Source organism: Ligaoa zhengdingensis (assembly GCF_014384885.1).
Lineage (GTDB): Bacteria > Bacillota > Clostridia > Oscillospirales > Ruminococcaceae > Ligaoa > Ligaoa zhengdingensis.
Window position 1 is genome coordinate 1 of sequence record NZ_JACRST010000103.1, and the last position, 619, is coordinate 619.

Below are 619 nucleotides of genomic sequence, written 5' to 3' on the forward strand. Positions count from 1 at the left end.
CACACAAGGAGCGTGAAGGATTTGATAAACCTGACGCAGAACCTTGACCTTTACCGCTTTTACCCGGATATTTCCGATGATGAAGGGCTGGGCCGTCTTTACGCCGACGAGCTTGGGACTATCGACATACCGGAGCACATTCAGAACTACTTCGATTATGAGGCATACGGGCGGGATGTGCGTATCAACGAGGGCGGCGTATTCGCTCCCGGTGGGTATGTGTCGGCAGTCCCGGAGGGCTTCAAGGAGTATTACCACGGGCCGCAGGACATTCCGCCGGAACACCGGATATTTGCCTATCCTGAAAAGGCCGAGCCTGTCCACTCCATTCTCGCTACACTCAAACGGTTTCAAGAAGCCCCACCCGCTCCGAAAAAGGACAAGGCGGAGACTTCCCATGAAGAACGGTAAGACTTCGGGCCAGCATGGCCCGAAGCATGAAGGAGGTGCATACCATCAACTATTACCCTATCAATGAAGGGGCCGCCCGCCGGGCAAAAGAAATGAACAGCTTTTCCGACTACAAGGAAGGGAGCGCAACGGCGGAATACCGGGCAATGGTGGACAAGGCCGCCGCCATAGCGGAACAGCAGAAATCCCGGGTGGACCCCATGTACCA

The 619-nt window shown here is 55.6% G+C and carries 1 protein-coding gene and 1 pseudogene; both read left to right on the plus strand.

Annotated features, from left to right (window positions below; all coding sequences use genetic code 11):
- On the plus strand, positions 1 to 411 hold a 411-nt coding region (locus H8711_RS14495), incomplete at its 5' end, for an antirestriction protein ArdA (RefSeq protein WP_249283913.1).
- Positions 412 to 437: 26 nt separating this feature from the next.
- Positions 438 to 619 (plus strand): annotated as a pseudogene (locus tag H8711_RS14500) (hypothetical protein); the annotation flags it as partial.